This is a genomic window from Vibrio sp. GJ43-1, from assembly GCF_055808835.1.
On sequence record NZ_CM147885.1, the window covers coordinates 980,155 to 993,067 of the forward strand.

Annotated in this window: 6 protein-coding genes and 3 pseudogenes; 5 read left to right on the forward strand and 4 right to left on the reverse strand. The window is 44.3% G+C overall.

The features are described 5' to 3' along the window. Together AC0L66_RS21780 and AC0L66_RS21785 are read right to left on the reverse strand one after the other, a co-directional pair. Nucleotides 1–630: a 3'-5' exonuclease gene (locus AC0L66_RS21780; protein WP_265674083.1), complete on the reverse strand. Its 630-nt coding sequence runs from the start codon at nucleotides 628–630 to the stop codon at nucleotides 1–3. 151 nt (nucleotides 631–781) lie between these two features. Then, nucleotides 782–2,212 (reverse strand): sodium-dependent transporter, encoded by a 1,431-nt coding sequence (locus tag AC0L66_RS21785; RefSeq protein ID WP_265674082.1) that lies wholly within the window; start codon nucleotides 2,210–2,212, stop codon nucleotides 782–784. Between the two features lie 680 nt (nucleotides 2,213–2,892). Between AC0L66_RS21785 and AC0L66_RS21790 the strand changes: the two genes are divergently transcribed. Continuing rightward, nucleotides 2,893–3,465, forward strand: coding sequence for a hypothetical protein (locus AC0L66_RS21790; RefSeq protein ID WP_473569355.1), 573 nt, complete (start codon nucleotides 2,893–2,895; stop codon nucleotides 3,463–3,465). 92 nt (nucleotides 3,466–3,557) lie between these two features. Here AC0L66_RS21790 and AC0L66_RS21795 read toward each other — a convergent pair whose 3' ends face one another. Further along, nucleotides 3,558–3,977: a universal stress protein gene (locus tag AC0L66_RS21795; protein ID WP_265674080.1), complete on the reverse strand. Its 420-nt coding sequence runs from the start codon at nucleotides 3,975–3,977 to the stop codon at nucleotides 3,558–3,560. A 581-nt stretch (nucleotides 3,978–4,558) separates the two neighbouring features. Between AC0L66_RS21795 and AC0L66_RS21800 the strand changes: the two are divergent. The 3 genes and pseudogenes from AC0L66_RS21800 to AC0L66_RS21810 all read left to right on the forward strand — a co-directional run bounded on the left by AC0L66_RS21800 (nucleotide 4,559) and on the right by AC0L66_RS21810 (nucleotide 9,911). Beyond that, a pseudogene (locus tag AC0L66_RS21800) lies at nucleotides 4,559–6,177 on the forward strand (ATP-binding cassette domain-containing protein). A gap of 487 nt (nucleotides 6,178–6,664) precedes the next feature. Continuing rightward, entirely contained in the window at nucleotides 6,665–8,059 is a 1,395-nt protein-coding gene (gene gad, locus AC0L66_RS21805) for a glutamate decarboxylase (protein ID WP_265674079.1), read from the forward strand. A gap of 109 nt (nucleotides 8,060–8,168) precedes the next feature. Next, complete coding sequence (locus AC0L66_RS21810) at nucleotides 8,169–9,911, forward strand: aspartate:alanine exchanger family transporter (protein WP_473569357.1); 1,743 nt, start codon at nucleotides 8,169–8,171, stop codon at nucleotides 9,909–9,911. Between the two features lie 191 nt (nucleotides 9,912–10,102). On the opposite strand, the pseudogene AC0L66_RS21815 reads toward AC0L66_RS21810, so the two are convergent. Next, nucleotides 10,103–11,546: pseudogene (locus AC0L66_RS21815) on the reverse strand (sucrose-specific PTS transporter subunit IIBC). Between the two features lie 372 nt (nucleotides 11,547–11,918). Between AC0L66_RS21815 and AC0L66_RS21820 the strand changes: the two are divergent. Next, nucleotides 11,919–12,908 (forward strand): annotated as a pseudogene (locus tag AC0L66_RS21820) (LacI family DNA-binding transcriptional regulator). The last annotated feature ends 5 nt before the right edge of the window (nucleotides 12,909–12,913 follow it).

Consider the following 12,913-nt stretch of genomic DNA (forward strand, 5'->3'; position numbering starts at 1 on the left):
TTAACCTTGCGTCGCAGCGTATTTACGTAAGAAATTGTCAACCGACGCTTTAGGCGTTTTAGATAGCTTTTGGATGAGCTCAAAACTCGGCGCGCTGACTTGGTGCTGTTGCTGCAACGTATTGAGCAATACCATCCATAATGACGCGGTGACTTCGGCATCGGCTAACGCACGGTGAAACACCCCATCGTTTTCAATATGATGGTAACGGACGAGATCACCCAGTTTATGGGAAGGTGCGTCTTGCGTTAATCGACGTGACGCCAGTAGCGAGCAGGCAAACGTACCATTATAACGGGCTTGAATTCTGTCAAGCTCAGCGTCCAAGAAGCGTTGATCAAATGATGCGTTATGCGCGACTAGGTTGCTATTTTGGATCCAACATGAAAACTCACTCATGACTTCTTCACAGCTTGGCGCATTTGCCAACATGTGGTTGCTGATTCCAGTGTAATTCTCAATAAAACCACTGATCCTAAAGCCTGGGTTCATCAATGATTGAAAGCGATCAACAGCGACGCCATTCTCTAGCTTTACTGCGCCGATTTCTATGGCTCTATCGCCTTGATTTGGGGATAACCCGGTGGTTTCAAAATCGAGAACAATAACGGAATGGGCAGGAGAAGACATCAACTAATCTCTAATAAACAAGCAAGGTGGCAAAGTCTAACTTGAAGTGTGCAGTAGGGGAATATGTTAGCGTGGAATTCTGACATAAAAAAAGAGGAATCTGCTGATTCCTCTTAAATGATTATATCGAACTTATCTTAGCCGCAATGGCTTACAGTTTCTTAGAAAGGAAACCTGTCAAAGCAATGATACCGATACCCATTAACATGATTGGACCTTTACCACTGTCAAAGCCGCTTGAAATACCAGCAAATGCCACGATTGCTACCGCGACTGGGATAACGTATTTAACCAGGTTGTACCAAAGACCAAATAGTGGGAATTTTACTTCGCCATCGTTGGTGATCTCTTTCTCTAGCTCTTCGCGAGTCAGTCTCCAACCTGCAAAGATACACACCAACATACCGCCAACCGCTAGGAAGATTTTGTCCGTAAGCAAGTCGAAGATATCAAAGGCACCTGTATCGAATAGCGTTGGACCTAAGCCACCTAATGATAGGGAAGCGAAGATACATAGCACAGCCATTACCGCCGCTGCAGAAAGTACTGCAGTGATACGTTTAAAGCCTTTCTCATCGATAAGGTAAGACACGACCACTTCTAATAGTGAAACTGAAGAAGTCAGCGCTGCTACAGACAAGCCAATGAAGAAGAGCAGTGCGAATACCACACCGACGCCACCCATTTCAGCAAACAGCTGAGGAACAACAACGAATACTAGGCCTGGACCTGCAGCAGGTTCCATGCCAAGCGCAAACATCGCAGGGAACATTGCGATACCAGCAAGGATAGCAACACCAGTATCCATTGCAGTAACCATCGCCGTAGTTTGAACTAGGTTCTCTTTCTTCTTAAGGTAGCTACCGTAAGTGATCATACAGCCCATGCCAAGGCTTAATGAGAAGAAGGCTTGACCAAGCGCGGCTAAAACCACACCACTATCTACTTTCGAGAAGTCAGGGCTAAATAGGAATTCAACACCCGCCATCGCGCCAGGAAGCATCAGACCTTTTACTGATACGATGATCAGAATGAGGAACAGGATTGGCATTAGAACCTTACCTGCTTTTTCGATACCACCAGAGATGCCGCGACTTACAATGATGACGTTAAGGAGTAGATAGCCGCCCATCCACATCAGTGGTTGGATTGGGTTAGTGATGAAGCCACCAAAGCTGTCACCAATTGCTTCTGGCGTGCTTAGAAGACCAGTAGACACTTTCTGAACGTAAGCCAGTGCCCAACCACCTACCACAGGGTAGAAACCCATGATTAACAAGCCACTTAGGACGCCGATTACCCCAACGAACGTCCAACGACCATCTGTTGACTTAAAAGCACCAACGGCACTACGACCAGTCTTACGACCTACCGCAAATTCCGTTAGCATTACGCTAAAGCCAATAAAAATAACAAAGGCAAGGTAGATTGCGATGAAAGCACCACCACCGTTTTCACCTGCCGTATAAGGGAATTTCCAAATGTTCCCTAAACCTACAGCAGAACCTGCTGCTGCCATAACGAAGCCTAGCTTCGATCCCCAATTATCGCGGGGCGCTGTGTTTGTATTGCTCGTTGCCACGGTAACTCCAAAATTTTTCTGTTGTGTTTGTTTATACTAGGCGCCGAAAAATGTGATGTAATTTTTTATATACACTTTCTAAAGTTTTACTAGGCGCTGTAATCGTGACAAGTAAAGCAGTTTGTGGTTATAGATGGAAGTGTGAATAGTGCATTTTTCTAACATTTGTCATCAAAATGTTGTTAACTGCTGTTTTTTTGCTCTCATTTTGTCTGAGAGTCTGTTTTTTGAACCATAACTAGAACCTTTAGTGGTCGGACTTTACTCGTTAAGGTGCATACTTGTTACGTTGCACTCATAGAGCATAGATATCTAATTGTTAGGCATGATTAAAGTACTCATGACATGGTCGTCTAGGCGGCACATGGCTTTTTATGAGGGTTGTATAATATATGCACGTGCAAATTATACATTTCGCGTAAATTGTTAACGAATAGTGGCGAATGGTTGATTTATGTTGCTGGTTTTGTCGTGAGATTTGCCAATGTCCATTCGTCAATAGTTAAGTGCTGTTTTGGGAGCGGGGTGGGGTGTAAGGTTTTGTTGTCAGTTGTGATGGTGACTAACAGACTCGTAGTGTGAGCAATCTTCAAAACGCGTTGACAAAATCTAGAGAACTAGAGACGCTTACTGTCAGTCAAAATATTAAGTGACACCTGTACTTTAAGAAGATAGATGAAATGACCGATCTTACCGAAGACCAAGAACACGCACTCGCCACATTCAAAGCTGCCCTTCACCTTCCTAAAGGTGGGTTTCATGTCCTAATTGTTGAGTTGTGTAAACAGTATCAACTGCCATTTCAAACGTGCCGAGCGGTGTTAAAAAAAACGCAAAAGTCGATAGAGTTGAAGGTACGCCTGAATTTCCAAAATGTTGAACCTAGCGATCTGACTCAGGAGCATTGGTTGCGCTTAATTCATGAAACCCTGGCCAATTTAGCAAAAGACAACAAACCATTAATGGAAACCATGACCAGCGGCGAGCGTTATTGCCAATTGATCAGTGACATGCAGCAATCTTTTGATGCAAGCGATCGTGAGATGCAACTGGACAAACTCCTGACGATTTATGAGCAAGAGGTCTACAAATCTTTGGGGGCGATGCTGCATACGTCTGCCCTTTATTGGGAGTTGAGGGATGATTTATTTGCAATGAGTGATGAGCAATTGGCAAAGTTTGCCGATTATCCGCAGCATGTGGATGCCATTAAGCATTTGCAACAGTTGTCACTGCAGATAGAAAGCAACTAAGCTTAGGTGATGAATATCTTGAACAGTCAATAAGCAGCACTATCACTCGCGCTGCTTATTTTTTTATTACGATACGCTTCGTTCAACCAAACTTAGATTGGTACCACTAGAATATCGATAGGTGATTTATTAATAAGGTGTCTGGAGTAAGACACAATGCGGCTCCAGAAATCATGGTGATGCCCGCAGATAAGCAGGTCAACTTCGTTCTCAGCGATAGTGTCTTTTAGCTTGTCACCTAAATCCCCAGTGCCGACTAAGAATCGTTTGATAGGGAAGTCAGTATACTGTTGAAAGGCGACGAGCTTTTCATTTGAGGTGGCGTTGAGCGGCTGGCGTTCAGGCTCAGCTTGAATATCTACTAAATCCGGGTAGATCTCACCGTGGCTACCGTCAATGTGAATAAATGACACTTCAGCACCCATGAGCTTGGCAAAGGATACCGCCTTATCAATGACCACATGACTGTCATCTGACAGCTCTAACGCTACTAAGATATGCTTATATTTCATCACAGTGCCCTCATGTTTTTTCGCTTACCTTAAGCATAGATTTGGATTCATATAAATACTGTCTAAGCTGTCGCAGAACGCATAAAATGATATTAACTTTGCTTCGTAGCGAAGGCTTTGCCGTGATTACGTTGCAATTGTGGCTAGGTAACCGTTGTTTTGCGAGCTAACATCTTAACGGCTTGTTGTCTTTTTTGTCTATTTGGGTTTAAAATTTAGCCATCATATCAAGAGGAGCTAACGCCATAATGAAGTACTAATATCCTGACAGCCATTTTATATCTAATTAATTGGACTCTCGGGGTTAGTGGGCGTTACTTCGTCACCTCTATCTTGCATCAACGTACTATCGTTGGCTTTAGCCAAGCCAAGTTGCAGCCATTACCGCTGTATTTGCTGTTGTTTCGATGCCTTATCTTTAGGGCTTAGAAACTCCGCAATTTAAACGATGGTACCGTTAACTTGGATCTTGTGATCATTCGATAAAAGTAACGTTTAGCCATTCATTCAGAATGGCGTAACCCCTTTTGCATTCGTAGTAAAAGGAGGCGTATATGCCTGCACGTAATACACATCAACAACTGACACACACATCATCCCCATTATCAACGTTAGCTTCGTCATCGAGACCGTTATTGGCAGCCCAACAATTGTCATTCCAACTTGATACTGGTGAATGGCTATTTAAAAACATAAATTTTTCATTGGCAGATCGGTTTACCGGGCTGGTGGGAAGAAATGGTGTGGGTAAATCGGTATTGCTGTCGTTACTATTGGGACAGAGGCGACCGACAGAAGGTCATGTGATACGACATGGGCAGTTTGCGTCTTATTCTCAACAACCTTCGGCACTGTTAAATAGTGACGTTACGATTGCCGAATTTCTAGGTATTTCAGAAAAACGTGCGGCGTTAAGTGCGATTAACCAAGGGGAATGTGAGCAACATTACTTTGATATCCTTGGTGAGGATTGGTCATTGGAGCGTGATACCCAAGAAGTATTAAAATCACTTCGAATAGAGCCTGACTTAGACGCGTATTGCCACTCATTAAGTGGTGGACAAATCGCAAAATTGCAGTTGCACCAGTGTTTTCATTCTGACGCCGATCTGCTTTTGTTGGATGAGCCATCAAATCACCTAGATGAGGAAGGTCGGCAGTGGCTGATTGAACAGTGTCATCATTTTAGTGGTCAGATACTGGTGGTTACCCATGACCGAAATTTGCTTAATCAGGTGGATGCGGTCGTACAAATGACCCATTTAGGGATTGGTTATTTCAAAGGGAATTATGATTCTTATTGGGTGCAGTCGACACTACAGACGACGGCGCTCAACAAGAAAATTGCTCAGCTTAAATCTGAGCAAAAAAATGTGCTCATCAAGCGCAGCGCAGCCAAGAAAAAGCTCAGCAGCGTGCGGCAACAGGAAACCGAGTAAGGCGATCAGGGAGTCAGCCCAAAATCCTGTTAGATGCCATGAAAGATAAAGCGGGGCAAAGTCAAAGTAGCGCCGTCAAACAGCAAAAAAATCAGCAGGCGCACAATGACGCTAAGCTGCTGTCCCTACGAAAGAAGCAGGTGAGCCTCGATCCTCAAGCGTTCTATTTCTCCTCCTTAGCGTCCACTAAGAAAAGGACCTTACTCAGCATAGAAAATTGTGCGTTTGAGTATGGCTGTCGTGGGCGATATTCCTTTGCGATAAAACAGGGTGAACGCTATCACTTACAAGGCCGAAACGGGAGTGGAAAGTCGACGTTGCTAAAGGCTCTACATGGAATTCATCATCGTTTTTTGGGGAAAGTTACTCGTCACGTTGAAACGGTATATCTTGACCAACATTTCAGTCTATTAAATGAACAGCAGTCAATTCTGGAAAGTTTGCTCACATGTATTAGCGGCATGACGTTTGGCGAGGCGAGAACGCTTCTCGCAGGAATTGGGTTTCGTCGAGAGCTGGTTCACCGCAAAGTCGCGCACCTAAGTGGTGGAGAGAAAATGAAACTTTCCATGTTGATTGTGACACATAATGACGATGACACGGTTTTGTTACTGGATGAACCCGATAATCATTTAGATATTGATTCGAAGAATTTACTGGCGAACGCACTTAAAGAATATAAAGGGGCATTTATTCTAGTCAGCCATGACTCAAGCTTTGTTCTGGATGTGAATGTTAATACCGTCATTACCATGGAATAAAAGTTGGTGATAAACACAAGTTAAATTAATCAAGCCTTAGTGACAATAGAGTGAATAATTGCTTTAAAAGTAGGATTATAACCTTAATTAAATAGTGGGTTAAACCTGGTTGAGGCATTGATCAAAATAATCATCGGTCACGACAAAAAATACTTGTCATAGTTAAGCGGTTCTAAATGACACTGATATGTCGGTACTTTACCAATATTAATACTAAATTATGTCTAGTGTGAGTTTGTTTTAAAGTTAATTAAATCAGTGTCTTGAGTTGATTTATTGAGGTTTTGTACACGCAGAGATAATGCCTTCATAAGGCGCTATTGTCAGCTTAATCTTACGCTATCGCGTCATTTACGAGATGTTATGTTCGGTGTGTGTATGTTGCTGACCTCATAAGGGTGATCTATCTTTGTTTTGTCTCATATAAGAAATATCAATCAAGACATTCAAGTAAATCAAAGATGTTTACTATTAGGAGTAACGAATAATGCCTCTTCATGCCAAAGATTCAGTAAGAAATGATCTGTTAGATGATATCTACTCGTCACGCGACCTATCACTTTCTATGCCTAAATATAAAATACCAGAGCAGGAGCACGCTCCAAAGCATGCGTATCAAGTGGTTCATGATGAGTTATTTATGGACGGTAACTCGCGTCAAAATTTAGCCACGTTCTGCCAAACTTGGCTTGAAGATGAAATTCATCAACTAATGGATGAATGCATCGATAAAAATATGATCGATAAAGATGAGTACCCGCAAACGGCAGAAATTGAAGCGCGATGTGTTCATATGTTAGCTGACTTGTGGAATTCACCCGACGCAGAGAATACGTTGGGCTGCTCAACGACGGGGTCGAGTGAAGCGGCAATGCTAGGCGGCATGGCACTAAAATGGGCATGGCGTGACAAAATGAAAAAATTAGGTAAACCAACGGATAAACCTAATTTAATTTGTGGTCCAGTGCAGGTCTGTTGGCACAAGTTTGCGCGTTATTGGGATATTGAATTACGAGAAATTCCGATGGAAGGCGACCGTTTAATCATGTCTCCTGAAGAAGTCATTAAACGTTGTGATGAAAATACCATTGGCGTGGTGCCAACTCTTGGTGTGACGTTCACTTGCCAATATGAACCAGTGAAAGATGTACACGATGCACTTGATAAGCTGCAAGAAGATACGGGCCTTGATATTCCTATGCATGTTGATGGGGCAAGTGGTGGCTTTCTAGCGCCATTCTGTGATCCAGACTTGGTGTGGGACTTCCGCCTACCACGAGTGAAGTCTATCAACGCTTCTGGGCATAAATTTGGCTTGAGTCCACTCGGTGTGGGCTGGATTGTTTGGCGCGATGCCAGTGCATTGCACGAAGATCTTATCTTTAATGTGAATTACCTTGGTGGCAACATGCCTACCTTTGCCTTGAATTTCTCAAGACCTGGTGGACAGATTGTTTCCCAGTACTACAACTTCTTGCGCTTGGGTAAAGAAGGTTATCGAAAAATCCATCAAGCATGTTATGACACGGCAACATACTTGTCAGATGAAATCGAGAAGCTCGGTATCTTTGATATTATTTATGATGGGCGTGGCGGAATTCCTGCGATGAGTTGGTCATTGAAAGAGGGTATTGATCCAGGTTTTAACCTCTTTGATCTGTCTGATCGTATACGTTCACGTGGCTGGCAAATTGCTGCTTACGCGATGCCGCCGAAACGTGAAGACCTTGTGATCATGCGAATTCTCGTTCGCCATGGTTTCAGCCGCGACCAAGCTGATATGCTTGTATCGGATCTAAAACATTGCGTCGAGTTCTTCGCACAGCATCCAATCAGTCACGGCAGTGATGCGAAGGAGTCAGCAGGCTTTAATCACGGTTAACCTCATTAAGAAACCGTCCAAGGGGCGGTTTCTTTGCTAGTCTTTTGAGAGTATCAATTTACATAGTGCTCTCCACTTCGACGTTGTCTCATTTTACGGGAACGTGAGTATGAATATTTCAGATATACCATTTTCGATCATTCACTATATTGCTGAAAACCCATTTGTGTTTTTGTTTTTGTCTATTGGGATAGGGTATCCGTTAGGGAAACTTTCGGTTAAAGGCGTTAGCTTAGGGTCCACAGCGGGCACATTGATCGTAGGTATTGCGATCGCACTGACGGCATACTCTGCCTATGGGCTTCACATCAATGAGCCGGGATTAGTTTCCGACATCTTTTTGATGATGTTTATGTATGCCATCGGTATGAAAGTTGGACCGCAGTTTTTTTCCGGTTTAGCGCGAGGGGGAGTAGATTTTGTTGTTATTGGGCTGATTGTCGTGTGCAGTAACTTCGTCATTGTTTATTTCGGCTCCAAGCTTCTTGGTTTAGCTCCGGGTTATGCTGCGGGGATCATCTCAGGAAGCTATACAGTGACGGCGGTGATGGGGGTGGCACAGTCTGCGATTACGTCTGGGGCATTTAAAGCGCCAGAAGGAATGACGCTTGATCAAGTGAGTGCCAATATTGCAGCAGGCTATGCGATTAGTTACGTTCTCTCTACCGTGTTTATTATTTTACTTATTAAATACCTACCTGCGCTGTTTAAAATCGACCCGGTCAAAGCCGCAAAAGAGGCGGAAGCCGAGTTTGGTGCTGGTGGCGATGCAGAGCCTCTTCCAAGTACCAGCGGCTTTTCAAATCTTGGCGTCTTACCGTTGGATATTCGCGCCTATCAAGTCCAGCATGAAGAGTTAGTTGGGCAAGATGTTCAAGCTCTTTTTCATCAATTTCCCCATGCCGCAATTCTGAAAGTGGTAAGAGGTGAAGAGGTCTTTGATGCGTCTGAAAACCCAACACTTCAATTGGGCGATATCATTGGGGTAAGAGGGAGTTATCATGCGCTTATCGCCGGGGGCAATGCGGAGGTTGGCATTGAAGTTGACGAGCCGCGTGCCAGAAATGTTGATATAGAAGTGGCTGATCTTCATCTTGGTAAGTCTAAATATATTGGTCAGACATTAGAAGAAGTGGGCACCGAGGTGGGCTTTGGTATTTATATTAAAGCGCTGTTTAGACAAGGCCATCAAATGCCGCTGCTTGCTAAAACTGTGATAGAAACAGGTGATGTACTTCGAGTGGCGGGCTCTGACTGGTGTGTTCAGCAAACGGCTAAGAAATTGAATAGTGCGCCGATTGTAGAAAGCACCATAACGGAAACTTTTTACCTGGCGATTGCTTTGTTGATTGGTTATGTGTGTGGTCACTTCAGTGTGACACTAGGAGGCATTCCATTTGCACTAGGCACCTCGGCAGGGTGTATGCTCACAGGGATAATTTTCTCTTTCCTACGTACAAGAAACCCGACCTTTGGCGGACCGATGAGTGAAGGCGCTCGTAGTTTCTTGCAAGATATTGGTCTAAGCCTATTTGTGGCGGTACTGGCCGCAACCGTAGGACCGAAAATACTCGCGTCGTTCCAAGGTATCGTAGTGGTTAAAATCGCGGTATTGGGCTTGATTGCCGCATTACTTCCGCCATTATTGGCGTGGTTGTACGGTCTATATATTCGTAAGATGAATCCGGCTATTCTCGCTGGGGCATGTGCGGGTGGACGAAATAGCACCCCTGCGATGAAAGGAGCTCAGGATGCCGCTCAGAGTGCAATACCCGCGGTTGGGTATCCGGTTCCATACGCGCTTACCTCCATGCTAGTCTTAATTTTTGGTTATTTAGCGATGGTGATTTAGCTAGGGTGATTGAGTAACGGTTAACTAACGAGAAATCTTTACCGACGTTTTGGATTTTAGATACTGGTTTGTCATCGTCTTTAAATACAACGTAATAAGCCCATAGGTCAGGACCTATGGGCTTTTTTATGAGTGGTGCCCCGTTACTGTGACACGCCGTATCTTTTACGTCGCGTGTATTTGGATTCGCACTAAGCCGCTACGGGGGTATTTTCTACTTTGGCATTGTGGCGGGCGCCCAGAATAATCGTTAGAGCAAACGCGACAACAAAAGCGATCAGCATCCCAATGACGTAGTACATAATATCGTTTGGACGAATGGAGATAATGCCAGGTAACCCAGCCGCGCCTAACGCAGAGGCTTTGACGTTAAACATAGTGACAAAGGCGCTAGAAACGGCCGCAGCACAAATAGCAGCAATGAATGGATAGCGTAGTTTTAAGTTCACCCCAAACATTGCTTGGTTCAGTAATGCCAAGCAATGCGGTGACACCCGATGGCATGGCAATCCCTTTTGTTTTGGTATCTTTTGTTGTGAAGGCAACGGCGAGTGCAGCGCCGCCCTGAGCAATATTCGACATTGCTGCGATAGGGAAGATAAAGGTTCCTCCTGTAATCGCGATATCGGCGAGTAATTGCGTTTCAATGGCAATAAAGCTGTGGTGCATACCTGTGATCACAAACGGTGCGTAAATAAAACCAAATAAAGCCCCGCCGATAAAACCTGCTGAATCGTAGAGCCAATTTAGGCTGTCGCCCAGTAAGAAACCAATATCACGAGTGAAAGGACCGACGATGGTAAAGGTTAGGAAGCCAGTAATAAAAATGGCGAGCATCGGCGTAAGTAAGTTATCAAGCACCGATGGGATAATTTGACGTAAGCCGTTTTCTACTTTAGCCAGAATAAAGGCAGAAACTAAAACGGGCAATACGGAACCTTGGTAGCCCACTTTTTGAATCTCGAAGCCAAAAATATTCCAAGTCGGGATCGTACCAGAGACGCTTGCGCCACCAAATCCCCAGCCGTTCAACAGATCAGGGTGAACCATTAGCATTCCCAGTGCTGCGCCAAGGAAGGGGTTACCACCAAATTTTTTAGAAGCTGAAAATGCCAGTAACACAGGTAAATAAACAAAAGGGGCATTGGCAAATGTGTTGATCATCCCTGCTAAATCAGCCATGCCAGGGTAGGCTTCAATAAGCGACAGCCCGTCAATAAATAGCCCTTTAGCCGTAAGAAGGTTGAACACACCCATTAATAGACCACCAGCCACAATGGCTGGGATAATCGGCACGAATATATCCGAGAGTCCTTTGACCGCCTTTTGGACGACATTTTGTTTTTCGGCACCAGCAGAAGCAACTTCACTGGTCGACATGTCGCTCATCCCCGTCAGCTTCGCCATTTCAGCGTAGACTTGATTGACAATACCAGAGCCGAAAATGACTTGGTATTGACCTGCCACTTTAAATTGGCCTTTTACGCCATCAAGATTATCGATTGCATCTTCTTGAAGTAAGGCCTCGTCTTTAACGGCAAGGCGTAAACGTGTCGCGCAATGGGCGAGTGCGGCGAGGTTTTCTTTACCTCCAATGAGTACTAAGAGTTCTTTTGCTATAGCAGGGTAGTTCATAACGGGCTCCGGATATTTCTGGTATATCCCATGACGATAGAGAGGCTGGCGTTGATCACCTCAATGAACAGGGCGGTGCGCTGTTCAAAAGGGCATGGGTATTACCAGTATCAGTTCTTCGAATCGCTGGGTATCGTAATGACTATTTCTTATTGTATTAGGAATAGACTGTTAATTGTTGGGAACGTTTGCAAAATGGATTTTTCGGCAAAAAGAGTCTTTAGTCAAAATTTAATGCAGAAAAGTATGACAATGATCGACTTATTTAGCTAGGTTCTCGCGCTTAGTGTGATCATAAAGCACTATCTTTCATGATTATTAGTTGTCAAACTTGCAAACAATTGCAGAAAAGAACAAAAGGCTGAATATAGCATGGCAAGTTTGCATGACGTCGCGAAGCTCGCAGGGGTTTCAAAGTCTACCGTGTCTCGCGTTGTTAATGATGAGTACGGAGTAAAAGAAAGCACCAAGGTCAAGGTCAGAAAGGCGATTGAAGAGTGCGGTTACTTTGTTAATCAAGTCGCTAAGGATCTAAAATTACAGCAGACCAACTTGATTGGAGTCATTGTGCCAACTGTCTCTTCAGGCGCCGTTTCACAAGGGGCGGACGGTCTAAGTCGGGTGTTTGAACAAGCAGGGAAATACGTACTATTGGCCAATAGCCAGCATAACAATGACAAAGAAGTTGAGTTTATTCGGTTGTTCAATCAAAAACGGGTCGAAGGCATTATTCTCTATGCGACTCACCTTGATAAGGCGTTGGTTAAAGTGATTGGGCAGTCCGACGTGCCAGTTGTGCTGGTGGGGCAAGATGGTTCTTTGTTTGATATACCAAGCGTGATTCATGATGACAGCCGAGTTGGGTTTGTTGCTTCACCAAAGGTTGGTTGAGGCTGGCGCAAAAAAATCGGCTTTATTGGCGTAAATAGCCAGGATATCGCTGTAGATTCAATGCGTTATCAAGGATTGCTTCAGGCCACAGAATTCGCGGGACTCGGTGAACCTTTGTTCCATAGCCGAGGAGAATTTTCTATTGAATCGGGCTTTGAGCAGATGACGGAACTCCTCAATACTTACCCAGACGTTGACGGCGTATTCTGTGCCACCGATCGTATTGCTGTTGGCGCAATTGATGCCATTAAGTGTGCTGGAAAATTGCCTGGCAAAGAGATAAAAATTCTAGGAGTCGGTGATGATGAGCTGGGTAGCGTGTGTTCACCTTCGCTGTCGACATTTCATTATTCATTTGATTCAGCCGGAGAGACGTCGGCACAAGTGTTGTTAGATTTAATTAATGGAAAACAACAGCATATGAGCAAAATGGTACTTGGTTTTAAGAGCGTAGCTAGAGAAACCTGCTAATTATG

Coding starts and splice junctions, on each gene's coding strand:
- AC0L66_RS21780 (WP_265674083.1), bottom strand. CDS start 630: ATGTCTTCTCCTGCCCATTCCGTTATTGTTCTCGATTTTGAAACCACC.
- AC0L66_RS21790 (WP_473569355.1), top strand. CDS start 2,893: ATGACCGATCTTACCGAAGACCAAGAACACGCACTCGCCACATTCAAA.
- AC0L66_RS21795 (WP_265674080.1), bottom strand. CDS start 3,977: ATGAAATATAAGCATATCTTAGTAGCGTTAGAGCTGTCAGATGACAGT.
- gad (WP_265674079.1), top strand. CDS start 6,665: ATGCCTCTTCATGCCAAAGATTCAGTAAGAAATGATCTGTTAGATGAT.
- AC0L66_RS21810 (WP_473569357.1), top strand. CDS start 8,169: ATGAATATTTCAGATATACCATTTTCGATCATTCACTATATTGCTGAA.